Raw genomic sequence first — 26,009 nt, 5'->3', positions numbered from 1 at the left:
CGGAATCATTAGCATCCCGATTCCATCGGCGCGGACGCGTGCACCGGCGCGATCCAAGCTGACCACGGCCCAACCGTGCGCAGGCGCCAGCCAGGGTTGCGCAGGAACGACACGCAGTCGCGTCTAGAATCCAGGATTGGCCGGCGGAGATGCTTGGATGCGGCGAAGCAGGTGGAAACGAGGAACGCTGTGGCTGGCGGCGCTGGCGAGCGGCCTGGCGCTGGCGACATGGCTGCTGCTGCACGGCAGCCTGGCCACGCTCGACGGGCAGGCCGACTTGGACGGGCTGGCGGCGCCGGTACGGATCCAGCGCGACGCGCTGGGCACGGTCACCATCGACGCCGGCAACGAGGCCGATGCGATGCGCGCGCTCGGCTACGTGCATGCGCAGGAACGCTACTTCCAGATGGACCTGATGCGCCGCGCCGCCGCCGGCGAACTGTCCGAGCTGGTCGGCAACGCCACGCTTGGGCTGGACCGGCAGCGCCGCATGCATCGCCTGCGCGCGCGCGCCGCCGCGCAACTGGCCAGCTTCGGCAGCGGCCATGGCGCGGCGCTGCAGGCCTACAGCGCCGGCGTCAACCGCGGCCTGCACGCGCTGCGGGTACGGCCGTGGCCCTACCTGCTGCTGCTCAAGGCCCCGCGCGCCTGGCAGCCGGTGGACTCGGTGCTGGCCGGCGACGCGATGTATTTCGACCTGCAAGGCCGCCAGCTCGAGCGCGAACTGTCGCTGTACCGGCTGCAGCAGCACTTGCCGGCGCCGCTGTTCGCGCTGCTGCGCCACGACGGCAGCAGTTGGGACGCGGCCCTGGACGCCCCGGCGCGCGGCGACGCCACCCTGCCCGACGCCAGCCAGGTCGATCTGCGCAGCCTGCCCGGCGCCGCCGCCGACGGCGGCACCGCGGAGCATGCCGCCCCCGGCAGCAACAACTGGGCCATCGCCGGCAGCCGCAGCGCCGACGGCCGCGCCATCGTCGCCAACGACATGCATCTGCAGCTGGGCGCGCCCAGCCTGTGGTTCCGGGTGCGGCTGCGCTACGCCGACGCGCAGGCGCCCGGCGGCCGCGTGGACATCACCGGGTTTTCGCTGCCGGGCCTGCCGGCGGTGATCGTCGGCAGCAACGGCCATGTCGCCTGGGGCTTCACCAACAGCTATGCCGACACCAGCGACTGGTACCGGCTGACCCCGTGCGCGGCGCAGCCGCAGCCCGGCTGCACCGCGGTCGTCCGCCACCGCGAGCGGATCAAGGTGGCCGGCGGCCTGGACGTCGCGCTGGAGGTGGAAGACACCGCCTACGGCCCGATCCTGCAGCACGAACCGGACGGCACGGCGTTGGCGCAACGCTGGGTGGCGCAGCTGCCCGGCGCGCTGAACCTGGGCCTGGCCGATCTGGCCCGCGCCGATTCGCTGGCCGGCGCCTTCGCCAGCGCGCAGCGCATCGCCACCCCGGCGCAGAACATGCTGCTGGCCGACAGCGCCGGACACATCGGCTGGCGCGTGCTCGGCGCGCTGCCGCTGCGCGGCCCGGGCTGCCCGAGCGATGCGCTGGTCCACGACGTCAGCGCGGCCGTGCCGGCGGCGCAGCGCTGCGCGCCCTGGCCGATCGCCACCGCGCATTCCCCGCAGCGCATCGACCCCGCCGACGGCCAGCTGTGGACCGCCAACGCGCGCGTGGTCGGCGGCGAGGAGTTGGCAGTACTGGGCGATGGCGGCTACGCGCTGGGTGCGCGCGCGCGGCAGATCCGCGACGACCTGCGCCTGCATCCGCAGCTGGACGAACGCCAATTGCAGGCGATCCAGCTCGACGACCGCGCACTGCTGTTGCAACGCTGGTGGACGCTGCTGCAGCAACGCGACGGCGGCGCCGCCACGCCGGCATTGCACGCGCTGGCGCAGGCCAGCAAGCACTGGGAAGGTCGCGCCAGCACCGACTCGGTGAGCTACCGGCTGGTGCGCGCCTGGCGCCTGGCGCTGCTGACCCGGATCCGCAACGGCCTGATCGCCCCGGCCCGCGCCGAACTCGGCGCCGATTACGCCATGCCGCCGCTGCCGCAGCTGGAAGCGGTGGCCTGGCCGATGCTGCAACAGCAGCCGCCGCATCTGCTGCCGCGCCGCTACGCCAGCTGGCAGGCCCTGCTGGAGGACGCCGCCGCCGAGGTCCGCGACCAACCCGGCCAGGACGCGCCGCTGCCGCAGCGCCGCTGGGGCGACCAGAACATCGCCGCGATCTGCCATCCGCTGGCGCGATCGCTGCCCGGATTTTTGCGCGGCTGGCTGTGCATGCCGGCCGAACCGCTACACGGCGACAACGACATGCCGCGGGTGCAGCGGCCGGACTTCGGCGCCTCCGAGCGCATGGTGGTCGCGCCCGGCCACGAGGCCGACGGCATCGCGCACATGCCCGGCGGCCAGAGCGAGCATCCGCTGTCGCCGTTCTGGGGTGCCGGCCACGACGACTGGGTACAGGGCCGCGCATCGCCGTTCCTGCCCGGCCCGGCCCGCTACACGCTGACGTTACGGCCGCCTGCGCGACAATGACGGGTTGAAGCGCCACCCGTGCACCGCACTGTCCAACCTGCCGCCGCGGCCAGCACGCGGCATCTGCTGCCCAAGGGCGGCGCCCACTCCCTCCCCCAAGCGAAGCCTGTCCCCCGATGAATTCCCGCCCCCTGCTCGCCCTCTTGCTGCCGTTCGCCGCCTGCCTGTCGAGCGGCTGCGCCACCGCCGCCGCGCCCGCGTCCGCGTCCGCCGCCACCGACTGCAGCGTGCGCGCCGAGCCGGGCGACGACCTGCAGGCCGCGGTGGACCGCGTGCCCAACGACGGCAAGCCGGCCACGGTGTGCCTGACCGCCGGCGAGTTCCACGTGACCAGGCTGCTGTCGATCCAGCGCGACGGCCTGCGCCTGCGTGGCCAGGGTGACGCCACCGTGCTGCACATGCAGGACGGCGTGCAGCAGCCGGTCATCGTGGTTGGCGACTACCAGAACGAGCGCCCGCAGCGGCCGATCCGCGACGTGACCGTCGAGCAGTTGCAGATCGTCGGTGGCAGCGCCGACAAGGAATTCATGCCCGAGCGCCCATACCTGAGCAACAGCCTGGTGGTGGTGCGCGCCGGCCAGAACATCCGCCTGTCCGGGCTGCGCGTGAGCAAGTGCCGCAGCGCCTGCCTGCTCAGCGAGTACGACAGCCGCGACCTGCTGATCGAGCGCAACGACGTATCCGCCGCGATCTGGGACGGGGTCTCGTTCAACCGCACCGCCAAGGTCAAGCTGATCGACAACTACATCCACGACAACGTCGCCGCCGGCATCACCACCGAGCACCTGGAAGACAGCGAGATCCGCAACAACCGCCTGGAACGCAACGGCAGCCAGGGCGTGTACCTGGCCGATGCGCGGCGCAACCTGTTCGTCGGCAACCAGTTCACCGACAACAAGGGCGCCGGCATCTACCTGGCCTGCTCGATCCGCCAGCGCACTCCGGAGATCCTGTGCTGGGACAACAGCATGAGCCAGGACAACACCTTCGAGCACAACAGCTTCCAGGGCAATCCCTACACCTACACGATCGGCGTGGACCGCGCCGCCAACTGCAGCGGCGCGGACTTCCGCCAGAACCTGTGGCGCAAGAACAACCAGGCCGATGCCTCCGGCGTGGACATCCAGCCGGAGCGCTACGGGCGCTGCATGCGCTTCGAGTAGGCCTGGGTCCGCGCGGCGGCGGCGGACGGCACGCAGCGGGCGAAATAGGATCGCCCGATCTTCTAGCGCATGCTCTATCCGCGCAGTGGACCCTGTGGTCGCTAATCGTTGCGTTGGTCGCGGTCGTCAGCGCCGCAGCCCAGGCTCTGCGTGCCGCCGGCAAAACGCCAGCGGCACGCGCATATCACGCTTCCAGCGCCTGTTCGTGCACCCCGGCCACCGCGCGGCCGGACGGATCGGCCATCGTCGCGAAGCTGGCATCCCAGGCGATCGCCGCCGGCGAGGAGCAGGCGATCGACTTGCCGCCGGGCACCGTCTCGGCCGCGGCCGGCGTGGGGAACGCGCGCTCGAACAGCGTGCGGTAGTAATAGGCTTCCTTGGTCTGCGGCGGGTTGACCGGGAAGCGCTTGTCGGCCGCGGCCAGTTCGCGGTCGCTGACCTGCGCCTGCGCATGCGCCTTGAGCCCATCGATCCAGCCATAGCCGACGCCGTCGCTGAATTGCTCCTTCTGCCGCCACAAAATCGAATCGGGCAGATAGCCTTCGAAGGCCGCGCGCAGCACGCCTTTTTCCATGCGGATCGCGCCGCCGCTGGTCTTGTCGATCATCTTGTACTGCGCGTCCATGCGCATCGCCACGTCCAGGAACTCCACGTCCAGGAACGGCACGCGCGGCTCCACGCCCCAGGCCATCATCGACTTGTTGGCACGCAGGCAGTCGTAGTTGTACAGCGCGTCGAGCTTGCGGATCAGCTCCTCGTGGAATTCGCGCGCGTTCGGCGCCTTGTGGAAGTAAAGATAGCCGCCGAAGATCTCGTCGCTGCCCTCGCCGGACAGCACCATCTTCACCCCCATCGCCTTGATCCGCCGCGCCAGCAGGAACATCGGCGTGGACGCGCGGATGGTGGTGACGTCGTAGGTCTCGATGTGCCGGATCACTTCCGGCAGCGCGTCCAGGCCTTCCTCGAAGGTGTATTCGAAGCCGTGGTGCACGGTGCCCAGCGACTCGGCGGCGATCGCCGCGGCGGCCAGGTCGGGCGAACCCTTCAGGCCGATCGCGAACGAATGCAGGCGCGGCCACCAGGCCTCGGCCTCGTCGTTGTCCTCGATGCGCTTGCGTGCGAAACGCGCCGCCACCGCCGCCACCAGCGAGGAATCCAGCCCGCCGGACAGCAGCACGCCATACGGCACGTCGGTCATCAGCTGGCGGTGCACGGCGCGCTCGAAGGCCTCGCGCAGTTCCTGCTTGCTCACCTGCACGCCCTGCACCGCGGCGTAGTCGCGCCACGGCTTGCGGTAGTACTGCACCAATTCGCCGCTGGCACTGTCGTAGTAATGGCCCGGCGGGAACTGGGCGACGTCGGCGCAGCTGTCGGCCAGCGACTTCATCTCCGAGGCCACGCGCAGCCGGCCTTGCTGGTCGTGGCCCCAGTACAGCGGGCACACGCCCATCGGATCGCGCGCGATCAGCACGCGCCCGGCGGCCTTGTCCCACAGCGCGAAGGCGAAGATGCCGTTGAGCCGGTTGAGCAGCGCCGCCGGCTGCTCCTCGCGGTACAGCGCGTTGATCACCTCGCAGTCCGAGCCGGTCTGGAACGCGTAGGGCTGGGTCAGCTGCTTCTTCAGTTCGCGGTGGTTGTAGATCTCGCCGTTCACCGCCAGCGCCAGTTGCCCGTCTGCGGAAAGCAACGGCTGCGAGCCGCCGGCCGGATCGACGATGGCCAGGCGCTCATGCACCAGGATCGCGCCGTCGTCGACATACACGCCGCTCCAGTCCGGACCGCGATGGCGCTGCCGCTGCGAGCAGTCCAGCGCCTGCCGGCGCAGCGCCTGCAGGTCGTCGCCCGGTTGCAGGCCGAAGATGCCGAAGATCGAACACATGGAAAAGCTCCTGGATGGTGTGGGGGGTAACAGGTGGTTGCGGCGATGGCCTGGAGCGGTGCCGGCCGGCACCGCGATGCGGCGAAAGATTTCACACATAAAAAAACCCGCATCGGCCGATGCGGGTTTTCTGAATACTGGGCGTGGTGTTTCGGTAGCGCCTAGTCGCAGACCCGCATCGGCCGCGCACGATTATTCGCCAGCGCATGATTGCGGCCGTTGGCGTGGATCGGGCGGAGGGCGGGCAGCGAGGTCATGCGGCGAACGTAACCCGGCCGGCGGGACGGCGCAACTGTTACGACAGCAACCGTTCGATCAGGCGCAGGTACAGCGCGGGCAACGCCTCCAGGTCGGCGACGCGCACATGCTCGTCCACCTGGTGGATGCTGGCGTTGACCGGGCCGACCTCGATGCATTGCGCGCCCAGCGGCGCGATGAAGCGCGCATCGGAGGTGCCGCCGCCGGTGCTCTCTTCCGGCGCCGCGCCGGCGAAGGCGCCCAGCACCTCGCGCGCGACGCTGCGCAGGCGCCCTTCCGGGGTGTAGAACGGCTCGCCGCTGCGGTGCCAGCGCAGCGTGTAGTCCAGGCCATGGCGGTCGAACAGCGCGGCGATCTCCGCTTCCAGCCGCGGCGCGTCCCAGTGCGGGGTGTAGCGCAGGTTGAAGGCCACCTGCAGGTCGCCGGGGATCACGTTGTTGGCGCCGGTGCCGGCATGCAGGTTGGAGATCTGCAGGCTGGTCGGCGGGAAGCTCTCGTAGCCGTCGTCCCAATGCCGCGCGACCAGCTCGGCCAGCGCCGGCGCGGCCAGGTGGATCGGATTGCGCGCCTTGTGCGGATACGCCACGTGGCCCTGCACGCCTTTCACCAGCAGCGTGGCGGACAGGCTGCCGCGGCGACCGACCCGCAGCAGGTCGCCGAGTCGTTCGGTGGAGGACGGTTCGCCGGTGATGCACCAGTCGATGCGCTCGCCGCGCGCGCGGAAGGTCTCGGCGACCTTGCGCACGCCGTCCAGCGCATCGCCTTCCTCGTCGGAGGTCAGCAGCAGCGCCAGCGTGCCGGGGTGCTGCGGATGCGCGGCGACGAACTGCTCGGCGGCGACCACGAACCCGGCCACGCCGCTCTTCATGTCGGCGGCACCGCGTCCGTACAGCACACCGTCGCGGATCTGCGGCACGAACGGATCGCTGGCCCAGGCCTCGCGCGGCCCCGGCGGCACCACGTCGGTATGGCCGAGCAGCGCCAGCACCGGCGCGCCGCTGCCATGCGTGGCCCACAGATTGTCGACCTGACCGAAGCGCAACCGCTCGATGGCGAAGCCGGCGCGCGCCAGCCGCTGCGCGATCAGGTCCTGGCAGCCGGCGTCGTCCGGCGTGACCGAGGGGCGGGCGATCAGGTCGCAGGTGAGGTCAACGACGTCGGACATGGCGGGAAATCACTGTAGGAGCGCAAGTGCGCGACTGACGCTCAGCCCACGCCGAAGCGCTGCTTGAAGCCGTTGTCGGAAAAGCCCTGGCTGAGCTGGCCATCGTCGGCGACCACCACCGGCCGCCGGATCAGTTGCGGATATTCGCGCAGCAACAGTTTCCATTCGGCCTCGGAGCCGGGCACTTTCCTGTTGTCCGGCAGCTGCCGCCAGGTGGTCGAGGATTTGTTGACCAGCGCATCGAAGCCGCCGGCCTTGCCGGCCCATTCGAGCACGGTCGCCGGATCGGGCTTGTGCTCGCGGTAGTCGACGAACGCATAGGCCACGCCGAAGCGCTCCAGCCATTTCGTCGCCTTCTTGCAGGTATCGCAGTTCTTCAGTCCGTACAACGTCGTCATCGAAAATGTCCCATCAAGCGATAAAGCCCCTCTCCCAGCGGGAGAGGGGTTGGGGTGAGGGTACGGCGCGAAAGCGTCTCGCGGACCCAACTACACGGAGCTTCGCCCGTACCCTCATCCGCCCCTTCGGGGCACCTTCTCCCAGTGGGAGAAGGAGATGCGTCAATCGGCCAGGCCGCGCAGCAGGTCGTTGACGCTGGTCTTGCTGCGGGTCTTGGCATCGACCTGCTTGACGATCACCGCGCAGTACAGCGAATGCGAGCCGTCCTTGGACGGCAGCTGGCCGGACACCACCACGCTATACGGCGGCACGTAGCCGTAGGATACCTCGCCGCTGGCGCGGTTGTAGATGCGCGTGCTCTGGCCGATGAACACGCCCATGCCGATCACGCTGTGGTGGCCGACCACCACGCCCTCCACCACTTCCGAACGCGCGCCGATGAAGCAATGGTCCTCGATGATGGTCGGGCCGGCCTGCAGCGGTTCGAGCACGCCGCCGATGCCGGCGCCGCCGGACAGGTGGCAGTGCTTGCCGATCTGCGCGCACGATCCGACCGTGGCCCAGGTATCGACCATGCTGCCCTCGCCCACGTGCGCACCGATGTTGGTGAAGCTCGGCATCAGCACCACGTCCTTGCCGAAGTAGCTGCCGCGGCGCGCGATCGCGCCCGGCACCACGCGCACGCCGGCCTTGCGGAACTCGGCTTCGTGGTAGCCGGCGAAGCGCGCCTCGACCTTGTCCCAGAACGGCGCCGGCTGCGCGTCGACCACCGCCATCTCGTTGACCCGGAAGTACAGCAGCACGGCTTTCTTCAGCCATGCGTTGACCTTCCAGCCGCCATGCCCGTCGGGCTCGGCGACGCGGAACTCGCCGCTTTCCAGGCCATCGATGACGCGGTTGACCACCGGCCGGGCCGAGCCTTCGATCTCGTCCAGGGTCAGCGCGGCGCGGCGCTCGAAGGCGCTGTCGATGGTGAACTTCAGCTCGTCGGCGCTGGCGCCGGCGGCCGGCTTGGCACGCACCGGCCTGGCCGGCGACTTCGGCGCGGCGCTGGGCTTGGCCGCCGCGGTGGTGGCGACGGTCTTCTTGGCCGCCGCCTTTTTCGCGGCGGCCTTGCTGGCGGCGACGGGCTTGGCGGCAGCAGGTTTCTTGGTGGCCATTAGCGGGATTCTCCAGGTGGGGTATCGGGGTCCAGACAGGCCTGCAGTGCGGCGTGCAGCGCCTGGCGGGAGGAGTCGGGCAACGGCAGGTTGTGCTCGTCGGTGATCTGGAACACGTCCTCGGCGCGCTCGCCGAAGGTGGCGATGCGCGCGTCGTGCACGCGCAGCTGCTGGCGGCGCAGCACCTGCGCCACGTTCGACAGCAGCCCCGGCCGGTCCGGCGCGAACAGGCTCAGGCGGGTGCGGCGACCGTCCACGCTCTGGCGGAATTCGATGCGCGGGGCGAAGCGGAAATGGCGCAGCTGGCGCGGCACCACGCGCCGCGCCGGGCGCAGCCGGGTCAGGTCGCCGGACAGCGCCTCGCGCAATGCCGCCTCCAGCTGCGCGGTGTCGCCGCTGGCGAAGGCATCGGCCGGCATCACCTCGAAGGTATCGAAGATCGCCTCGTGCGGCGCGTCGAGCACGCGTGCGCGGTGGATGCCGTAGCCGAGCCGGTCCAGGGTCATCACGATCGCGGCGAACAGGCCGTCGCGGTCCGGCGAGTAGACGAACACTTCCAGCGCGTCGTCGTCGGGCGTCACCGGGCGCACCTTGACCAGGGTGCCGCCCAGCTCCACTTCCATCAGCGCACCCGCCTGCCAGGCGAGCTGCTCGGGGCGGAAGCGCAGGAAGCTCTCGTCCGGCATGCCGGCGAACTGGCGGTCGATGACCGCATCGTCGTGGCCCTGGATGTGCATCAGCGCGCGGGTGGCCTCGCGCGCCTCCTGCACCCGCGCGGCCACCGGCACCGAATGCTCCAGGCCCTCGCGCAGCGCGCGCCGCGCGGCGAAGTACAGGTCGGCCAGCAGCCGGTCCTTCCACGCGTTCCACAGCTTGGGGCTGGTGCCGGCGATGTCGGCGCAGGTCAGCAGGTACAGATAATCCAGGCGCTCGCGGTCGCCGACCAGGGTGGCGAAGCGGTGGATCACGTCGGCATCGGAGATGTCCTGCTTCTGCGCGGTCACCGACATGCGCAGGTGCTGCTCGACCAGCCACGCGACCAAATCGGTATCGGCAGCGCTGAGCCCGTGGCCGACGCAGAACGCGCGCGCGTCGACCGCGCCGAGGTCGGAGTGGTCGCCGCCGCGGCCCTTGGCGATGTCGTGGAACAGTCCGGCCAGCAGCAGCAGTTCCGGCTTGCGCAGCCGCGGCCACACCTCGTGCGCGATCGAGAAACGGTCGTCGGCGCGCGCGCTGGCGAATACCGCAATGTTCTTCAGCACCATCAGCGTGTGCTGGTCCACGGTGTACACGTGGAACAGGTCGAACTGCATGCGCCCGGACACCTGCGCGAACGCCGGGATCCACTGCCCGAGCACACCCAGCCGCGCCATCCGGGTCAGCGAATGCACCGCGCGCGGGCCGCGCAACAGGGCCAGGAAGCGCTCGCGCGCCAGCGCGCTGGCGCCGTCGTAGGCGGGCAGCTGCGGCAGCGCCTCGGCCAGCGCGCGCGCGGTCAGCGAATGCAGGCCGCGCACCTCGCCGTGCGCAGCCCAGGTCGCGAACAGCGCGAACACCTGCACCGGATCGGCCTGCGGCCAGGCCTCGGCATCGGCGGCCAGGTAGCCGCGGCGCAGCGAGAAACCGGCGCCCAGCGGCTGCGGCTGCGGCTGCGCCTCGCCGTCGAACTGTTCCTCGAAGCGCTGCAGCAGGCGGTCGCTGATGCGCCGGATCATCGCCGCGCTGCGATAGAAGCGCTGCATCATCTTCTCCACGCCCAGGCTCTCCGGGTCGTCGACATAACCCAGACGCTGCGCCAGCGCCTTCTGGTAGTCGAAGCGCAGCCGCTCCTCCGGGCGCCCGGCGACCAGGTGCAGACCGAAGCGCAGCCGTGCCAGCGCCCTGCGTTCGCGCGCCAGCGCATCGGCCTCGTCGTTGCCGACATGGCCCAGGCCGACCAGCGCTTCCAGGTCGCGCACGCCGAACGCGCGCAGCGCCATCCAGCCCAGCGTATGCAGGTCGCGCAGGCCGCCCGGCCCGTCCTTGATGTCCGGCTCCAGGTTGTCGGCGGTGTCGCCGAAGCGCTGGTGGCGGGTCTGCAGCTCCTCGCGCTTGGCCAGGAAGAACGCGCGCGGCGGCCACACCAGCTGCGGCGCGATCGCCGCGGCCAGCGCCGCGCGGGCGGTGGCATCGGCGAGCAACGGGCGCGCCTCGATCAGCGCGGTCAGCACGGTCTGGTCGGCACAGGCGGCAGTGCATTGCGCGGCCGAGCGCACCGCGTGGCTGACCGGCACGCCGGCATGCCAGAGCAGCGCGAACAAGCGCGCCAGCGCCTGTTCGTGGGCGCGCTGCTGTTCGGCCTCGCCGAGCACCAGCAGGTCGACGTCCGAGCGCGGGAACAGCTCGCCGCGGCCGTAGCCGCCGACCGCGTACAGCGCCAGCCCGGCGTCGCGCGGCAGGCAGCGGCTCCAGGCATGCTTGATCAGCTGGTCCAGCGCGCGCGCGCGCAGCGCCAGCAGGCGGTCGATGTCGTCGCCCTGGTCGAAGCGCTTGCTCAGCCGCGCATCGGCCTGGAGCAGCAATTGCCGGGCCGCGGCAGCCCATTGCGCATCGTCGACGGCCGCCTCGTCGGGCATGCCGGCATCGGCACCAGCCGGCAGCAGGCTCACGGCTCGCCGAGGCCGCCGGGCGACAGGGTCAGCACGTCCACGCCGTCCTCGGTGACCGCGATCATGTGCTCCCACTGCGCCGACAGCTTGCGGTCCTTGGTCACCACGGTCCAGCCGTCCGGCAGCACGCGGGTGTAGCGCGAGCCTTCATTGATCATCGGCTCGATGGTGAAGGTCATGCCCGGCTTCAGCACCAGGCCTTCGCCGGGCCGGCCGTAGTGCAGCACCTGCGGTTCGTCGTGGTAGACCTTGCCGATGCCGTGGCCGCAGTACTCGCGCACCACGCTGAAACGCTCGGCTTCGGCGTACTGCTGGATCGCGTGGCCGACGTCGCCGAGCGTGGCGCCCGGGCGCACCGCGCGGATGCCGCGCCACATCGCCGCGTAGGTCGCCTCGACCAGCCGCCGCGCCATCACCGACGGGGTGCCGACGTAATACATGCGGCTGGTGTCGCCATGCCAGCCGTCCTTGATCACGGTGACGTCGATGTTGACGATGTCGCCGTCCTTCAGCACCTTGCTCTCGCTGGGGATGCCGTGGCAGATCACGTTGTTCACCGAGCTGCATACCGTCTTCGGGTAGCCGCGGTAGCCGACGTTGGCCGGCACCGCCTGCTGCACGTTGACGATGTGGTCGTGGCAGACGCGGTCCAGCGCGGCGGTGCTCACGCCGGGCTTCACATGCGGCCCGACGATGTCGAGCACTTCGGCGGCCAGGCGACCGGCGATGCGCATCTTCTCGATGTCCTGGGGAGTTTTCAGATTGACGGTCATGCCCGCCATTATCGCTCATCCGCGGCTTTCCTGAACGCGTCCATGCGTACTGCCGGGTTTTTGGCACCCGGTCGCCAGCCGCCTTCTTCACGAAATTAAACCTGCAGAAGCGTGAATCCAGCACGATCAAGAACTGAATACATATCCATGAACGTGTGCAATGGCCTACGCTTTGCATTGGCTTCCGGCACCGACGGACTCCGTCATTCCGAAGAGCCTCACTCCATGCAAGCCTTCCCCAGTGCACTCGCCGTCGCCGCGTTGCTGGCCGCCGGGACCGGCGTGGCGTCCGCCCAGACCGACTCGCGCACCTTCAACGTCAAGATCCAGATCACCAGCGTCTGCGACATCCAGACCGCACCGACCGACGTCGATTTCGGCAGCGTCAACTCCACCCAGAGCTCGATCAACAGCACCGGCACCTTGAACGTGCGCTGCACCTCGGGCACCCCGTACAACATCGCGCTCAACGCCGGCAGCGGCTCCGCCGCGACGGTGACCTCGCGCACCATGGGCAGCGCCGATGCGGGCAATACCGCACGCGTGCCGTACGCCCTGTACCGCAACTCGGCGCGCACCCAGAACTGGGGCTCGACCATCGGCAGCGACACCCAGGCCGGCACCGGCAATGGTGCGGTGCAGCCGCTGGTCGTCTACGGCCAGGTCGCCAGTACCAATTACCCTGCCGGTTCGTACAGCGACGTCGTCACTGCCACTGTCACCTGGTAACCGGAGCGTTCCCATGTCCCTGCGACCCGACTTCGCGTTGCGCTTGCCACTCGCCCTGGCCCTGTGGCTGGCGGCGACGCTGGCGGCGCAGGCCGCCAGCCTGCAGGTCGCGCCGACCTCGGTGCAGCTGACCGCGGAGGAGACGGCGCAGGGCCTGTGGCTGAGCAACAGCGGCGACACGCCGCTGCAGGCGCAGGTGCGGGTGTTCCGCTGGCGCCAGCAGGACGGCGAGGACCTGCTCGAGCCCAGCGACAGGATCGCGATCAGCCCGCCGATGCTGCAACTGGCGCCGCACTCGCGGCAACTGGTGCGCATCATCCGCCTGGACGATGCGCCCAGGACCACCGAGGACACCTATCGGGTGCTGGTCGACGAACTGCCGTCGGCGGACGCCGCTGCCGGCACTGCGGCCGGACTGCAGTTCGTGCTGCGCTACTCGGTGCCCATCTTCGTCAAACCGGCCGCCGCCGCGGCGCCCGCGCTGCAGGCACGGCTGATCCGCGACGCCGGCGCGCCGGCCTTGGAGGTCGTCAACCAGGGCAGCGAACACGCGCAGCTGGTGGACCTGTATTTCGTCGCCCGCGACGGCACCCGTGCCGCGATCGCCGACGGCCTGGCCGGCTATGTGCTGCCGGGCCAATGCAAGCGCTGGCCACTGCCTGCTGCACTGGTACGCGCCGACGGCGCGTTCAAGGCCACGATCAACGGTGAACCCATTGCTCAATCGCTTGCGCTGGAAGCACAGGCTCCTTGAACTGCTGCTGGCGCTGTGGGCCAGCGCCGCACAGCTTGCCGCCGCCCAGCCCAACGGCCTGCCAACGGAACAGGAAACGCTGTATTTGGAAGTCACCCTCAACGAGACCCGCAAGCCTGGACTGTTCCGCTTCCAGCGCGACCCCGACCGCATGCTGGCCGAGGCCGCCACGCTGCGCCAGCTCGGCCTGCGCATCGACGCCGACGCCACCGCCGCGATCGCGCTGGAGAGCCTGGACGGGGTGCGCTACCGCTACGACGCCGGCCTGCAGCAGCTGGCGATCGATGCGCCGGTGGCGCTGCTCGACGTGCCGCTGACCCGGATCGACGCGCAGGCCAGCGGCCCGACGCTGCCGGCGACCAGTTCGCCCGGCGCGCTGCTGGACTACGACCTGTACGCCAGCCGCCAGGGCAGCGCCAGCAATCTCACCGCGGGCGGCGAACTGCGTGCCTTCGGCCGGGGCGGCAGCCTGCTCGGCCGCGGCATGTTCCGCCAATCCTTCGTCGGCCGCCTGTACCGCGCACCGCAGCGCGACTGGCGCAGCCAGGCGATCCGCCTGGACACGCAGTGGCAGTGGTCGCTGCCCGAGAGCATGACCAGCGTGGTGCTCGGCGACACGCTGAGCAGCAGCACCAGCTGGAGCCGCACGCTGCGCCTGGGCGGGGTACGCGTGGGCCGCGATTTCGGCCTGCAGCCGTACCGCGCGACCACGCCGCTGCCGGAATTCCTCGGCGAAGTGACGGTGCCCTCGAGCGTGGACCTGTACGTCAACGGCATCCGCCAGTACGGCTCGGAGTTGCCGGCCGGGCCGTTCCAGCTGTCGGCGGCGCCCGGCGTGGACGGCGCCGGCAACGCGCAGCTGGTCATCACCGACGCCTACGGCCGCAGCCGTTCGGTCGAATTCCCGTTCTACGCCACCCAGGACCTGCTGGCCGACGGCCTGGACGACTGGTCGCTGGCGCTGGGCCGGGTCCGCGAGGGCTACGGCAGCGACGCCTTCGCCTATGCCGGGGACACCGTCGCCAGCGCCAGCTGGCGCCGCGGCGCCAGCGCCCGCTTCACCGCCGAGGCGCACGCCGAGGCCGGCGCCGGGGTGCGCAACGCCGGCGCCGGCGGCATCTGGCTGCTGCCGCGCGCCGGCGTGGTCGGCGCCTCGCTGGCGCACAGCCAGGGCGATGGCCGCAGCGGCCGCCAGTACGCGCTCAGCTACCGCTGGAACAACGGCCGCTTCAACGTCTCGATGGATACCCAGCGCGCGCAGCGCGGCTATCGCGACGTGGCCTCGCACTACGGCGCGGCGCCGCCGCGGATCAGCGAGCGCGCGCTGGCCGGGGTCAGCTGGGACCAGGTGGGCAATGTGTCGATGAGCTATGTGCGCCTGTCCTACCCGGACAGCGGCGACCTGCGCTATGCCAGCCTGTTCTGGACCCGGGCGCTGCCGTGGCAGTCCTCGCTCAATCTGAGCGTCAACCAGAATCTGGGCCAGGCCAGCGACCGCAGCATGTACCTGGGCTGGTCGATCGCGCTCAGCGGCGCGCGCCAGGCCAGCGTCGCCCTGCAGCGGGTCGGCGAGCGCATGAGCGTGGCGGCCGATCTCAGCCGCGCGGCCGCCGCCGACGGCGGCAGCGGCTGGCGGCTGCAGGCGCGCAGCGGCCAGGACAGCGCCGGCGGCCTGGCCGAGGCCACCTGGCGACGCGACACCGCGCACTATGCCGCCGGCCTGGCCAGCGACGGCGGGCAAACCTATGGCTATGCCGAAGCCTCCGGCGGCCTGGCCCGGATCGGCGGCGGCTGGTTCCCCGGCCGCGATCTCGACCAGGCCTTCGCGCTGGTCTCCACCGGCGGCGTCGGCGGTGTGCCGGTGCTGCTGGAAAACCGCCCGATCGGGGTCACCGACGCACGCGGTTTCCTGATGGTCACGCCGCTGCTGGGCTGGCAGCACAACCAGGTGTCGATCGATCCGATGCAACTGCCGCCGCAGCTGCGCCCGGAGCGGGTCGACCAGATCGTGGTGCCGCGCGACCGTACCGGCGTGGTGGTGGACTTCCCGATCCGCAGCAGCGACGGCGTGCTGGTGCAATTGCACGATGCGCAGGACGCGCCGCTGCCGGTCGGCAGCCGGGTGCGCGGCGCGGGCATCGACGCGGTGGTCGGCTACGACGGCGAGGCCTACCTGGAAGGGCTGAAGCTCGGGCGCAACGACCTGCAGGTGGACATGGACGGCAGCAGCTGCAGGGTGCGCATCGAGCACACGCCGCAGCGGCGCCCAGCCCGCCTGGGACCGCTGCGCTGCAGCGCGGGGCGGGCGCCGTGAGCCGCACCGCATGGCTGTGCGCCACCCTGCTGGCGCTGGCGCCGCTGCGCGCCGGCGCCACCACCACCTGCACGGCGGTGACCACCGCGCTGGACTTCGGCAACGTCTCCACCAGCGCCGCCACCGACAGCAGCGCCCAGATCACCGTCACCTGCCAGACCGGCGCGCTCAGCATCCTGGGCACGATCTACGTGCGCATGTGCCTGAACATCGGCGAGGGCGCGCAGGGCGGCGGCCTGGGCATCGCGCCGCGGCGCATGCTCAATCCGCTCAACGACAGCCTTGGTTTCCAGCTGTACCGCGACAGCGCGCGCAGCCTGATCTGGGGCAGCGCGCTGAACGCCTCCACGCCGCTGCAGGTGGACCTGACCTATTCGTCGCTGCTGATCGGCGGCAGCGGCAGCGCCACCTACACCCTCTATGGGCGCGTCCCGCTGCAGAGCGGCATCGCCACCGGGCTGTACCAGAACAGCTTCAGCGGCGTGTACACCAACCTGCAGTACCGCTACGACGAACCCCTGATCGGCACCCCGGCGGTGCTGCCCGCCTCCTGCACCACCGGCGGCAAGGGCGGCGGCACTGCGGTGCAGTTCCCGTTCGTGAGCTCGGCCAACGCGGCCCCGCTGTGCACCATCGCCAGCATCGCCGACCTGGACTTCGGCAGCCACTCCGGCCTGGTCGATACCGCGCTGAACTACACCACCGCGCTGAGCATGAACTGCCGCCGGCGCACCGCCTGGCAGGTCAGCCTGGACAATGGCCAGTACGCCAGTGGCAGCATCCGGCGCATGCGCAACGCCGCCGGCCAGTACCTGCGCTACGAGCTGTACCGCGATGCGGCGCGCAGCCAGCGCTGGGGCAGCACCCTGAACAGCGATACCCAGACCGGCACCGGCACCGGCAGTCCCCAGTCGCTGACCCTGTACGGCCAGGTCCCGGCCGCGCAGATACCGCCCCCGGGCAGCTACAGCGACGTGGTCAAGGTGACGATTACTTACTGACAACCGAACGCCTGCGTACGCACGGTAAAGTTCGCCTGCCGTGCGCCGTTATCTGTCGCATCTCCCTCGGAATGCCGCGATGACCGCCATGCCGTTCCTGCAATCGCTGCTGCTCGCGAGCCTGTGCGCGGTCTGCGCAGGCGCGTCGGCGCAGCACCTCGGCGCCAACGAAAGCGCGGCATTGCGGGTCGGCATCCGCCTGTTGCGCAGCTGCGAGATCAGCACCGCCGAGCGCAACCAGCCCGGGGCGGCCGCCACCCAGGTGGCCTGCACCCGCCCGCTGCCCTACCAGGTCAGCATCGACGGTGCCGCCGCGCCCAGCGCGTCCGGGACGCTGGCGCTGGGCCTGAGCCTGGCGGATGGACTGCCGCGCCAGGATGCGCGCTACGCCACGGTCGCGTTCTAACGTGGGCGGGCGCCGTTGCGCACGGATCGCCGGCCTGCTGCTGGCGCTGCTGCCGGGCATGGCCGCGGCGGCCGGCGTACGCATCAGCCCGGCCATCGTGCAGATCGCGCCCGGCGCGCAGACCACCGAGATCTGGCTCAGCAATACCCAGGACCGGCCCTGGCAGGCGCAGGCCCGGCTGTATCGCTGGGATCAGGCCGAGGGCATGGACCGGCTGCAGGCGACCGACGACGTCCAGCCCAGCCCGCGCCTGATCGACATCCCCGCGCAGGGGCGGCAACTGCTGCGGGTGGTGCGCACCGGGCCGGCCGCGACCGACCGCGAGATCGCCTACCGCCTGGTGCTGGAAGAGCGCGCGGCCGCGGCCACCGGCCCCGCCGACCCGCGCCTGCTGCTGCGCTATTCCACCCCGGTGTTCCTGGTTCCGCCCGGTGCCGCGCCGGCCGCCGCGCTCAGCGTCAGCCTGGTCGCCGGCGCCTATGGCCACGAACTGCAGGTGCGCAATCGCGGCACCGCGCACGCGCGGCTGAGCGACCTGAGCTTCATCGGCGCCGACGGCCGCCTGCTGACCCTGTTCCACAACCTGGCCGGCTACGTGCTGGCCGGGGAACGGAAGCGCTGGCCGCTGCCGGCCGAGGTCGGGACCGCGCGCGGCGGCCATTTCGCCGCCCGCCTCGACAGCCAGACCGAGCTGCAGCCATTGCTGGCCGAATGACCCGGCTGGCGCGCATTTGCGCCCAAGGCCGCGGCCCGTTATAGTTCCGCGGCTTCGCTGCGCCCGCCCGGGCCAGCGCACCGTCCACGCCGGACGCACCGGCGAATCCACACCTGCTGCCATCGCCCGTGCCGGGGTGCTCCGCGAGGAGTTCGGTCACGTAAGGCCGCAGGGAAGCCCAACCCCGGAATCGTCGTGCACGCCGCGCAAGGGCCTGCATGTCCATGCGCAGACTTCACCTCAAACAGCCCGCGCATGGCCGGTTCCCCATCAGGAGTCACTGCAATGCCTCAGGTCACCATGCGTCAGATGCTGGAAGCCGGCGTCCACTTCGGCCACCAGACCCGCTACTGGAACCCCAAGATGGCGCCGTACATCTTCGGCGCGCGCGGCAAGATCCACATCATCAATCTCGAGAAGACGGTTCCGCTGTTCAACGACGCGATGAACTTCATCTCCAGCGTCGCGCAGAAGCGCGGCACCATCCTGTTCCTGGGCACCAAGCGCAGCGCCCGCGACTCGGTGAAGGAAGAAGCCGAGCGTTGCGGCCAGCCGTTCATGACCCAGCGCTGGCTGGGCGGCACGCTGACCAACTTCCGCACCGTCAAGCAGTCGGTGGCGCGCCTGAAGGAGCTGGAATCGGCCGAAACCGACGGCACCTTCGACAAGCTGGTCAAGCACGAAGTGCTGACCCTGCGCCGCGAGCGCGACAAGCTGCTGGCCTCGCTGGGCGGCATCAAGGAAATGAACCGCCTGCCCGACGCGCTGTTCGTCATCGACATCGGCCATGAAGACATCGCCATCAAGGAAGCCAAGAAGCTCGGCATCCCGGTGATCGCGGTGGTCGACACCAACTACAACCCGGAACTGGTGGACTACGCCATCCCGGGCAACGACGACGCCATCCGTGCCGTGCAGCTGTACGCCCGCGCCGCCGCCGACGCCGTGCTGGAAGGCAAGGCCGCCGCGCCGAACGCCGCCAGCGTGCGCGAGGAAGAGTTCAGCGAAGCCGGCGACGACAAGGGCCGCGGCCCGCGCAGGAACGGCAAGAAGGCCGAAGAAGCCGCCCCCGCCGCCGAGTAAGCGGCGCGCCATGCGATTGCGCGAGCATGCGCAGTCGCCGCCCGGCGCGCGCTGCGCGCCCGGGTCAGCGGGCGCCGCAAACGCCCGTTTCCCAGAATTCCCGGTCGGCCGCAAGCCGGCCCTTTCCCACCTTTTGTGAGGTCACCCGTGGAAATCACTGCTTCCCTGGTCAAGGAACTGCGCGAGCGCACCGGCGCCGGCATGATGGAATGCAAGAAGGCGCTCACCGAGAACGCCGGCCACATCGACAACGCCGCCGAGTGGCTGCGCAAGTCGGGCCTGGCCAAGGCCGACAAGAAGGCCGACCGCGTCGCCGCCGAAGGCCGCATCGCGATGGCCCAGGACGGCGCCAAGGCCGTGCTGGTCGAGATCAACTCGGAGACCGACTTCGTCGCCAAGGACAACAACTTCCTGGCCTTCACCGAAGCCGTGGCCCAGGCCGCGCTGCACTCCGGCGCCGCCGACGCCGAGGCGCTGAAGAGCGCCAAGCTGCCCGGCGGCGAGACCGTCGAGGAAGCCCGCGCCGCGGTCATCGCCAAGGTCGGCGAGAACGTGCAGGTGCGCCGCCTGGTGCGCATCGACAGCGCCAACAACGTCGCCGCCTACGTGCATGGCGGGCGCATCGGCGTGCTGGTCGAGGTCAAGGGCGGCGACATCGAGCTGGCCCGCGGCATCGCCATGCACATCGCGGCGATGAACCCGCCGCATGTGAAGGCCGCCGACGTCCCGGCCGACTTCGTCGCCAAGGAAAAGGAAATCGAGCTGGCCAAGATGTCGGAAAAGGACAAGGCCAAGCCGGCCGACATCCTGGAGAAGATCATCAGCGGCAAGCTCGCCAAGATCGTCAACGAGGTCACCCTGTACGGCCAGCCCTACGTGCTGAACACCGACCAGAGCGTGGAACAGGCGGTCAAGGCCGCCGGCGCCGACGTGATCGGCTTCCAGCGCCTGGCCGTGGGCGAAGGCATCGAGAAGGTGGTGGAAGACTACGCCGCCGAAGTGATGAAGCAGGCCGGCCTGGCCTGAGGCCGGCCCGCCCGGAGAAAAAAAGCCGCGCCTGGTCGCGGCTTTTTTTTTGCCGGTGGTACGCTGGGCACGCTGGGACGCGTCGCTGTCCCGATCACATCCCACGCGGAACCGCATGCGCCCTGAACTCGAAGCCATCCTGGCTCATTCCCGCAACCTGCCCTCGCCGCCCGGGATTGCGTTGCGCATCATCGACCTGGCCCAGGATCCGGACGTCGATCTGGCCACCACCGCCGACACCATCGCGATGGACATGGCGCTGAGCGCGCGCATGCTGCGCATCGCCAATTCGCCGCTGTACGCCAGCCGGCGCCGCATCGACAACCTCGGCCAGGCGCTGACCATGCTCGGACTCAACGCCGCGCTGAGCCTGGCGCTGGGCTTTTCGATGGTGCAGAGCCTGCGCAACGGCACCACCGCCTCCAGCGACCTGCAGGAACGCATCTGGCGGCGCAGCGTGCTGTCGGCGCTGGCCAGCCGCCTGCTCGGCCAGGCCATGGGCCTGCGCAAGCACGAGGAACTGATGCTGGCCGGGCTGCTGCAGGACATGGGCGCGCTGGCCCTGCTGCACGTCTGCCACGACGACTACGCGCCGCTGCTGCGCGAGGCCGGCAACAGCGGCAGCCAGACGCTGGCCGCGCTGGAGCGCGAGCGGCTGGGCTGCGACCACGCCGAGGTCGGCGCCTGGCTGGCGCAGAAGTGGAAGCTGCCCGGCTACCTGCAGCGCAGCATCGGCCGCAGCGCCAGCGCCGAGCCGGCGCCGGACACGTTCGGCAGATGCGTGCTGCTGTCCGGCAGCGTCGCCGACATCTGGCTGAGCGCCGACGCCGATGCCGCGCGCGGCCTGGTGATGGAGCGCGCGTATCGCGAACTGCAGCTGGACAGCCGCCGCTTCGACGAGGTGATCGCCGGCATGGCCGAAGCCCTGCCGGTCATCGGCCCGATCTTCGACGTGCGCATCGCACAGCCGGAGCGGATCGACGCGATCATCAGCCATGCCCGCGAACTGATGGTGATGCGCAACCTGCGCGAGATCCAGGAAGCCACCCATGCGCGGCACCAGGCCGACGAATCGGAGCACCGCACGCGCCGCCTGGCCGAGCAGGCCAGCCGCGACGCGCTGACCGGCATGTACAACCGGCACCAGCTGGATATCCTGCTCAGCCAGCAGTTCGACCTGGCCAGCCGCCACGACTGGCCGCTGTCGATCGCCTTCATCGACCTGGACGACTTCAAGAAGATCAACGACGCCCACGGCCACCTGATCGGCGACCAGGTGCTGCGCGCATTCGCACAGGCCTTGCAGCCGCTGCTGCGCGGCAGCGACACCGTGGCGCGCTTCGGCGGCGAGGAATTCCTGGTGCTGCTGCCCAACACCAGCGAGGAAGCCGCGCTGAACGTGATCCGGCGCATCCTCACCGACATCGTGCAACGGCCGATGGTCGAACTGAAGAGCGGACCGCTGCACATCAGCTTCTCCGCCGGCGTCGCCACCCAGGGCGGGCGCGAGCGCTTCGGCACCGCGCAGGAACTGCTGCAGGCCGCCGACGACATGCTCTACAGCTCCAAGCACGGCGGCCGCAACCGGGTCACCGCACGCTCGTTCCGCGACACCCTGGCCTGAACCCGGCCGGTGCGCCGCGGCAGCGGCGCGGCAGATTCCCGTCGCGCTTCGGCTAGAATCTGGTGGTTTGCCCGTCCCCCCCCAACGAGGTCGCCATGTCCCAGCTCGCCTATCGCCGCATCCTGTTGAAACTTTCCGGCGAAGCGCTGATGGGGGACGGGGACTACGGCATCGACCCAAAAGTCATCAACCGCCTCGCCCATGAAGTGATCGAGGCGCAGCAGGCCGGTGCGGAAGTGGCGCTGGTGATCGGCGGCGGCAACATCTTCCGCGGCGCCGGCCTGGCCGCCGGCGGCATGGACCGGGTCACCGGCGACCACATGGGCATGCTGGCCACGGTCATCAACGCACTGGCGATGCAGGACGCGCTGGAAAAGCTCGGCGCCAAGGTGCGGGTGATGAGCGCGATCAAGATCAACGACGTGTGCGAGGACTTCATCCGCCGCCGCGCGATCCGCCACCTGGAAAAGGGCCGCATCGCGATCTTCGCCGCCGGCACCGGCAATCCGTTCTTCACCACCGACTCCGGCGCGGCGCTGCGCGCAATCGAGATCGGCGCCGACCTGCTGCTGAAGGCGACCAAGGTCGATGGCGTGTACGACAAGGACCCGAAGAAGCACGCCGATGCGGTGCGCTTCGACAGCCTGACCTACGACGAAGTGATCGCCCGCAACCTGGAAGTGATGGACACCGCGGCCTTCGCGCTGGCCCGCGACAGCGACCTGCCGCTGCGCATCTTCAACATGGGCCAGCCCGGCGAACTGCTGAAGATCCTGCATGGCGCCGAGATCGGGACGCTGGTGAAGGGGCGTAGCTGAAGAGCCGGGAATCGGGAATCGGGAATCGGGACTAGGGAATCGCAAGAGCGTTGCGCGCCGCAACATTGACGCGAGGCTACTTCCCCGCGGCGCGCGGTTGAGTCAATCGTGCTGGGAACTGCCTTTGCCATTCCCCATTCCCGATTCCCCATTCCCAGCAGGCTATAATCGTCCGATTAAGATTCAGCACGGACACCGGCGATGCTCAACGAAATCAAACAAGACGCACAGACCCGCATGGCCAAGAGCATCGATGCGCTGCGCCATACGCTCATCAAGGTGCGGACCGGCCGCGCCTCGACGGCCCTGGTCGAGCACCTGAAGGTCAATTACTACGGCTCGGAAATGCCGCTGAGCCAGGTCGCCAGCATCGCCGTGGCCGATGCCCGCTCGCTAACCATCAGCCCGTGGGAAAAGCAGATGGTCAGCGCGGTGGAGAAGGCGATCCTGGCCTCGGACCTGGGCCTGACCCCGAACACCTCCGGCACCACCATCCGCCTCAACCTGCCCGCACTGACCGAAGAGCGCCGCCGCGAGCTGTCCAAGGTCGTGCATGGCGAAGGCGAAGACAGCAAGGTCGCCATCCGCAACATCCGCCGCGACGCCAACCAGCAGATCAAGGATCTGCTGAAGGACAAGCAGGTTACCGAGGACGAGGCCCGCGCCGCCGAGGACGACATCCAGAAGCTGACCGACAAGGCGATCAAGGACGTCGACGACGTGGTCAAGGGCAAGGAACAGGAACTGATGGCGGTCTGAGCCTGCGCCTCGCGGCCATGCCGTCCGACCCCCCTTCCATGTCCCTGCCCCGCCACATCGCCATCATCATGGATGGCAACGGCCGCTGGGCGCAGCGCCGCCGCCGGCCGCGCGTGATCGGCCACCGCGCCGGTGCGCGCGCGGTCAACCGCACCATCGACTTCTGCCTGGAGCGCGGCATCCCCGCGCTGACCCTGTTCGCCTTCTCCAGCGAGAACTGGGGCCGCCCGCAGGAAGAAGTGGACGCGCTGATGAAGCTGTTCCTGCACGCGCTGGACCGCGAAGTCGAGGAACTGCAGCGGCGCGGCGTGCGCGTGCGCTTCATCGGCGACCGCTCGCGCTTCGCGCCGTCGCTGCGCGAGCGCATGGCCCAGGCCGAAGCCGGCACCCAGCACAACCAGGCCCTGCACCTGTCGATCGCGGCCAGCTACGGCGGCCGCCAGGACATCGCCCAGGCCGCACGGGCGCTGGCCGAAGAAGTCGCGGCCGGGCGCCTGCGCCCCGAGCAGATCGACGAGGCGCTGCTGTCGGCGCACATGGCGCTGGCCGACCTGCCGCCACCGGACCTGTTCATCCGCACCGGCGGCGACACGCGCATCAGCAATTTCCTGCTGTGGCAGCTGGCCTACACCGAACTGTGGTTCACCGAGACCCTCTGGCCGGAGTTCGGCGCCGAGGTGCTGCAACAAGCCCTGGACGACTACGCCAGCCGCGAGCGGCGTTTCGGCCTGACCAGCGCGCAAGTCGCCCCGGCGACGGAGAACACATCCGCATGACCCGCACCCGTGTCATCGCCGCGCTGATCATGGCCCCGCTGGCCATTTGCGCCATCCTGCTGCTGCCGACCCAATGGCTGGCGGCCCTGGCCGCGCTGATCTTCCTGGTCGGCCTGTGGGAGTGGCTGAAACTGGCCGAGGTCGACGACACCTTGCCGCGCACCATCCTGCTGGTGCTGAACCTGCTGCTGATGGTGCTGCTGGTGTGGGCCTCGGCCGGCTCGCTGGTGCTGTTCCAGCTGACCACCCTGGTCGGCGTCGGCTGGTGGTGCGTGGCGCTGCTGTGGCTGCGCTTCTTCCAGTTCGGCTCCGACCATGCCACCTACGCGCGGGTGTTCAAGCTGGCCGCCGGCACCCTGGCGATCGTCCCGGCCTGGGCCGCACTGGGCCTGATCCATGCCAGCGAGCCGAACGGGCACCGCTGGCTGCTGACCGCGCTGGTCACGGTGTGGGCCGCCGATTCCGGCGCCTATTTCGCCGGGCGCCAGTTCGGCAAGCACAAGCTGGCGCCGCGGATCAGCCCCAACAAGACCGTGGAAGGCCTGCTCGGCGGGCTGCTGGCCGGGCTGGTCTGCGCGGCCGGCTTCGGCTGGCTGGCCGGGGTCGCCCTGCCGCAGCTGCCCGGCCTGCTGCTCGTGGCCGCGGTCAGCGTGCTGGCCTCGGTGGTCGGCGACCTGTTCGAGAGCCTGCTCAAGCGCCACGTCGGCGCCAAGGACTCCGGCAACATGATCCCCGGCCATGGCGGCGTGCTGGACCGCATCGACGGCGTGCTGGCGGCGTTGCCGATCTTCGCGCTGGGCAAGGACATCTTCGGGTTCTGAACATGTCCGATGCCGTCCGCTCCATCGCCGTGCTCGGCGCCACCGGTTCGATCGGCGCGTCGGCGCTGGACGTGATCGCGCGCCATCCGCAGCGGCTGCGCGCCAGCGTGCTGGCCGCCGGCGGCAACCTCGCCGCGCTGCTGGCGCTGTGCGCCGCGCACCGGCCGGCGCACGCGGTGATCGCCGATCCGGCCCTGTACCCGGCGCTGCGCGATGGCCTGCGCGCTGCCGGGCTGCGCACCGAGGCGCATGCCGGCGCCGCCGCGCTGGAGCAACTGGTGGCCGGCGACGCCTGCGACAGCGTGGTCGCCGCCATCGTCGGCGCCGCCGGCCTGGCCTCGACCCTGGCCGCGGCCCGCGCCGGCAAGCGCCTGCTGCTGGCCAACAAGGAATCGCTGGTGCTGGCCGGCGAACTGGTCACCGCCGCCGCCGCCGCCGCCGGCGCCGAGATCATCCCGATCGACAGCGAACACAGCGCGATCTTCCAGTGCCTGCGCTCACGCCAGGCCGGCGCCGAGGTGCGGCGGGTGCTGCTGACCGCCTCCGGCGGCCCGTTCCGCGGCTGGGACCGCGCCCGCCTGCAGGCGGTGACCCCGGCGCAGGCGGTGGCGCATCCGAAGTGGTCGATGGGAGCGAAGATCTCGGTCGATTCGGCGACCTTGATGAACAAGGGCCTGGAAGTGATCGAGGCGCACCACCTGTTCGCGCTGCCGCCTGCGCGCATCGAGGTCCTGGTGCACCCGCAGAGCCTGGTCCACTCGCTGGTCGAGTTCATCGACGGTTCCACCTTGGCGCAGATGGGTTTGCCGGACATGCGCACCACCCTGGCGGTGGGCCTGGGCTGGCCGCAGCGGATCGAATCCGGGGTCGCCGGGCTGGACCTGCTGGCCCATGGCCGCCTGGAGTTCGAGCCGGCGGACCTGGACGCCTTTCCCTGTCTGGGCCTGGCCTGGCGCGCGCTGCAGGCCGGCGGCAGCGCCCCGGCGATCCTGAATGCGGCCAACGAAGTGGCTGTTTCAGCCTTTCTTCAGGGCCGTATCGGTTTCCTATCGATTCCTGCGCTGGTCGAGAACGCCCTGACCGTGCTGCCCGCAGGCGCGGCCGACTCCCTGGACGCGCTGCTGGCGGCGGACGCGCAATCGCGCAAGATCACCGAACTCGCCATTGCCCGCCAGCCTGCCCATGTCTGACACGCACGC

22 protein-coding genes are annotated in these 26,009 nt (G+C 70.2%); 16 read left to right on the top strand and 6 right to left on the bottom strand.

The genetic code is table 11. The annotated features are described in order from the left end of the window. Positions 1-157 precede the first annotated feature (157 nt). Both FZ025_RS15835 and FZ025_RS15830 read left to right on the top strand, forming a co-directional pair. Entirely contained in the window at positions 158-2,539 is a 2,382-nt protein-coding gene (locus FZ025_RS15835; protein ID WP_104558613.1) for a penicillin acylase family protein, read from the top strand. A 116-nt stretch (positions 2,540-2,655) separates the two neighbouring features. After that, complete coding sequence (locus FZ025_RS15830) at positions 2,656-3,702, top strand: right-handed parallel beta-helix repeat-containing protein (RefSeq protein WP_104558612.1); 1,047 nt, start codon at positions 2,656-2,658, stop codon at positions 3,700-3,702. Between the two features lie 184 nt (positions 3,703-3,886). Here FZ025_RS15830 and asnB read toward each other — a convergent pair whose 3' ends face one another. The 6 genes from asnB to map all read right to left on the bottom strand — a co-directional run bounded on the left by asnB (position 3,887) and on the right by map (position 11,984). Next, positions 3,887-5,581 carry an asparagine synthase B gene (asnB, locus tag FZ025_RS15825; protein WP_046980913.1) on the bottom strand — a complete coding sequence of 565 codons (1,695 nt, stop codon included), beginning with the start codon at positions 5,579-5,581 and terminating at the stop codon, positions 3,887-3,889. A gap of 295 nt (positions 5,582-5,876) precedes the next feature. After that, positions 5,877-7,004 carry a succinyl-diaminopimelate desuccinylase gene (gene dapE, locus FZ025_RS15820; protein WP_046980914.1) on the bottom strand — a complete coding sequence of 376 codons (1,128 nt, stop codon included), beginning with the start codon at positions 7,002-7,004 and terminating at the stop codon, positions 5,877-5,879. Positions 7,005-7,045: 41 nt separating this feature from the next. Further along, the gene (locus FZ025_RS15815; RefSeq protein WP_104558611.1) at positions 7,046-7,402 is read right to left on the bottom strand and encodes an arsenate reductase; all 357 of its coding nucleotides are present in this window, start codon (positions 7,400-7,402) and stop codon (positions 7,046-7,048) included. A gap of 162 nt (positions 7,403-7,564) precedes the next feature. Continuing rightward, a complete protein-coding gene (dapD, locus tag FZ025_RS15810; RefSeq protein WP_046980916.1) occupies positions 7,565-8,563 on the bottom strand; it encodes a 2,3,4,5-tetrahydropyridine-2,6-dicarboxylate N-succinyltransferase in 999 nt (332 codons plus the stop codon). Beyond that, complete coding sequence (locus tag FZ025_RS15805) at positions 8,563-11,178, bottom strand: [protein-PII] uridylyltransferase (RefSeq protein WP_046980920.1); 2,616 nt, start codon at positions 11,176-11,178, stop codon at positions 8,563-8,565. Before FZ025_RS15805 ends, dapD begins: the two co-directional genes overlap by 1 nt. Positions 11,179-11,207: 29 nt before the next feature. Further along, entirely contained in the window at positions 11,208-11,984 is a 777-nt protein-coding gene (gene map / locus FZ025_RS15800) for a type I methionyl aminopeptidase (protein WP_046980921.1), read from the bottom strand. Positions 11,985-12,209: 225 nt separating this feature from the next. Here map and FZ025_RS15795 point away from each other — a divergent pair, with 225 nt between their 5' ends. From FZ025_RS15795 to dxr, 14 genes are all read left to right on the top strand, one after another. Continuing rightward, positions 12,210-12,713, top strand: a complete 504-nt coding sequence (locus FZ025_RS15795; protein WP_046980917.1) for a Csu type fimbrial protein — start codon at positions 12,210-12,212, stop codon at positions 12,711-12,713. A gap of 13 nt (positions 12,714-12,726) precedes the next feature. Next, positions 12,727-13,467, top strand: coding sequence for a fimbrial biogenesis chaperone (locus FZ025_RS15790; RefSeq protein WP_046980918.1), 741 nt, complete (start codon positions 12,727-12,729; stop codon positions 13,465-13,467). Then, positions 13,421-15,781 carry a fimbria/pilus outer membrane usher protein gene (locus FZ025_RS15785; protein ID WP_146093559.1) on the top strand — a complete coding sequence of 787 codons (2,361 nt, stop codon included), beginning with the start codon at positions 13,421-13,423 and terminating at the stop codon, positions 15,779-15,781. The genes FZ025_RS15790 and FZ025_RS15785 overlap by 47 nt, the downstream gene beginning before the upstream one ends. Next, the gene (locus FZ025_RS15780) at positions 15,778-16,782 is read left to right on the top strand and encodes a Csu type fimbrial protein (protein ID WP_046978823.1); all 1,005 of its coding nucleotides are present in this window, start codon (positions 15,778-15,780) and stop codon (positions 16,780-16,782) included. The genes FZ025_RS15785 and FZ025_RS15780 overlap by 4 nt, the downstream gene beginning before the upstream one ends. Positions 16,783-16,861: 79 nt before the next feature. Then, a complete protein-coding gene (locus FZ025_RS15775) occupies positions 16,862-17,188 on the top strand; it encodes a Csu type fimbrial protein (protein WP_046978824.1) in 327 nt (108 codons plus the stop codon). A 1-nt stretch (position 17,189) separates the two neighbouring features. Further along, a complete protein-coding gene (locus FZ025_RS15770; RefSeq protein WP_053057204.1) occupies positions 17,190-17,903 on the top strand; it encodes a fimbrial biogenesis chaperone in 714 nt (237 codons plus the stop codon). 285 nt (positions 17,904-18,188) lie between these two features. Next, positions 18,189-18,986: a 30S ribosomal protein S2 gene (gene rpsB, locus FZ025_RS15765; RefSeq protein WP_046978826.1), complete on the top strand. Its 798-nt coding sequence runs from the start codon at positions 18,189-18,191 to the stop codon at positions 18,984-18,986. Positions 18,987-19,133: 147 nt separating this feature from the next. Further along, entirely contained in the window at positions 19,134-20,012 is an 879-nt protein-coding gene (gene tsf, locus FZ025_RS15760) for a translation elongation factor Ts (RefSeq protein WP_046978827.1), read from the top strand. A 115-nt stretch (positions 20,013-20,127) separates the two neighbouring features. Further along, positions 20,128-21,636, top strand: a complete 1,509-nt coding sequence (locus tag FZ025_RS15755) for a sensor domain-containing diguanylate cyclase (RefSeq protein ID WP_046978828.1) — start codon at positions 20,128-20,130, stop codon at positions 21,634-21,636. A 95-nt stretch (positions 21,637-21,731) separates the two neighbouring features. Next, positions 21,732-22,454 (top strand): UMP kinase, encoded by a 723-nt coding sequence (pyrH, locus tag FZ025_RS15750; protein WP_104558608.1) that lies wholly within the window; start codon positions 21,732-21,734, stop codon positions 22,452-22,454. Positions 22,455-22,655: 201 nt separating this feature from the next. Next, positions 22,656-23,213, top strand: a complete 558-nt coding sequence (gene frr / locus FZ025_RS15745; RefSeq protein WP_104558607.1) for a ribosome recycling factor — start codon at positions 22,656-22,658, stop codon at positions 23,211-23,213. 38 nt (positions 23,214-23,251) lie between these two features. Beyond that, positions 23,252-23,989 carry a polyprenyl diphosphate synthase gene (gene uppS / locus FZ025_RS15740; RefSeq protein ID WP_046981168.1) on the top strand — a complete coding sequence of 246 codons (738 nt, stop codon included), beginning with the start codon at positions 23,252-23,254 and terminating at the stop codon, positions 23,987-23,989. After that, on the top strand, positions 23,986-24,810 hold the full coding sequence (locus tag FZ025_RS15735) for a phosphatidate cytidylyltransferase (RefSeq protein ID WP_046981163.1): 825 nt from the start codon (positions 23,986-23,988) through the stop codon (positions 24,808-24,810). The genes uppS and FZ025_RS15735 overlap by 4 nt, the downstream gene beginning before the upstream one ends. Positions 24,811-24,812: 2 nt before the next feature. After that, positions 24,813-26,000, top strand: a complete 1,188-nt coding sequence (gene dxr / locus FZ025_RS15730; RefSeq protein WP_104558606.1) for a 1-deoxy-D-xylulose-5-phosphate reductoisomerase — start codon at positions 24,813-24,815, stop codon at positions 25,998-26,000. Positions 26,001-26,009 lie beyond the last annotated feature (9 nt).

The sequence above is a fragment of the Xanthomonas hyacinthi genome (genome assembly GCF_009769165.1).
Taxonomy (GTDB): Bacteria; Pseudomonadota; Gammaproteobacteria; order Xanthomonadales; family Xanthomonadaceae; genus Xanthomonas_A; species Xanthomonas_A hyacinthi.
The sequence above is the reverse complement of the archived record's forward strand: the minus strand, read 5'-3'. Positions and strand labels throughout refer to the sequence as shown.